Origin of the sequence: Chryseobacterium balustinum (assembly GCF_900168205.1) — a bacterium.
GTDB classification, from domain to species: Bacteria; Bacteroidota; Bacteroidia; order Flavobacteriales; family Weeksellaceae; genus Chryseobacterium; species Chryseobacterium balustinum.
Genome location: NZ_FUZE01000070.1, coordinates 1 through 1388 on the forward strand (window position 1 = coordinate 1; position 1388 = coordinate 1388).

Here is a 1388-nt window from a genome sequence, read left to right on the forward strand (position 1 = left end):
GTATTCTCACATAATGAATTTAAAACCAAATGTGATCCTACTCCTCCAAACGTTACAGTGACTAGTATTACTCCAACATCTGCTTTAGTAACTTGGAACCCGCTTGCAGCAGGTGCTACTTATGAATTGCAGTGGAAATTGGTAAGTGATCCTGCTACTGCTTGGCAATCACCACCTCTTCCAGGAACACCACAACCTCCGTTGAACTCTTATACTATTACTGGTTTAAGTTCTTATAAAACTTATGAAGTACAGGTAAGAAATAAATGTATTGGATCTGCAACGTTTAACCCATGGTCTACATCTCAAGTGTTTACTACGGTTAGAGTTTGTGAAATTCCGCCTCCGGGATTAACAATCACTCAATTGAACCCTACATCTGCAGAAGTGGTTTGGGATGCTTATACAGGTCCTGGAGCGACCAATAATTACATATTAAAATACAGAAAGGTAGGATTACCAGGCTGGACGACTATTAACGTAAGTAACAATACCTATACAATAACAGGATTATTAGAACTTACGAAATATGAAATGCAGGTAGCAAATGTTTGTACCGGTACACCGGGTAACTTTACTCCTGAGTACTACTTTACAACACCAACAGTTGTTTACTGCCCAATGCATTCAACGAACTTTGGTTCTGAATTTATTTCAAAAGTAACGGCGAAACCAGCAGGTAAACCTGATATGATTAATATTACAGCAGGTTCAGCTTATTCAGATTATACAACGGTTCCTGCGAAGTTTATTGATATGGTTCAAGGTTCTGTAGGTAATCAAATTATAGTTGATAAAACAATTAGCTCAGGTGCTAAAGCTGGAGTCGCAGTTTGGATTGATTTCAATAGAAACGGAACTTTTGATCTTGATGAAAGAATTTTAGCGGATGGTCCTAATACGAACCCAACTGCAAGTGCTACCTTTACGGTACCTTCTAATGCTTTCTTAGGATCTACCAATAAATATGTGGTAATGAGAGTGGCAATGTCTAAAGACGCTATTCCTGTAAGTTGTGTAAGCTTTACTGATGGTGAAGTGGAAGACTATACAGTGAGAATCTCTCAATTGCCAACAGCGAATGCTGTTAATCAAACAGATATTTTGATTTATCCAAATCCTGTTAAATCAATTTTAAATGTTAAGAATATCAGTAAAAAAGCGAAGTATAACATTTACAGTGCAGCTGGTCAATTAGTCTCTAGCGGAGTAATCTTAAATAATAAGATTGACGTAAGCAGATTAATCAACGGTCTATACGTAATTGATATTGATGATGTTCAGGGCACAGCTCAGAGAAAATTCATTAAAGAATAAAGCAATTCATTAAATAGAATAAGCTCTCAGAAATGAGAGCTTATTTTTTTATTATAAAAGCAACAAAAAAT

General features: G+C 36.2%; 1 protein-coding gene. It reads left to right on the forward strand.

Annotation, left to right across the window (positions count from 1 at the left end; genetic code table 11):
- The coding region (locus tag B5X64_RS22455; RefSeq protein WP_139377628.1) for a GEVED domain-containing protein at window positions 1-1317 on the forward strand (1317 nt) is incomplete at its 5' end.
- Window positions 1318-1388 lie beyond the last annotated feature (71 nt).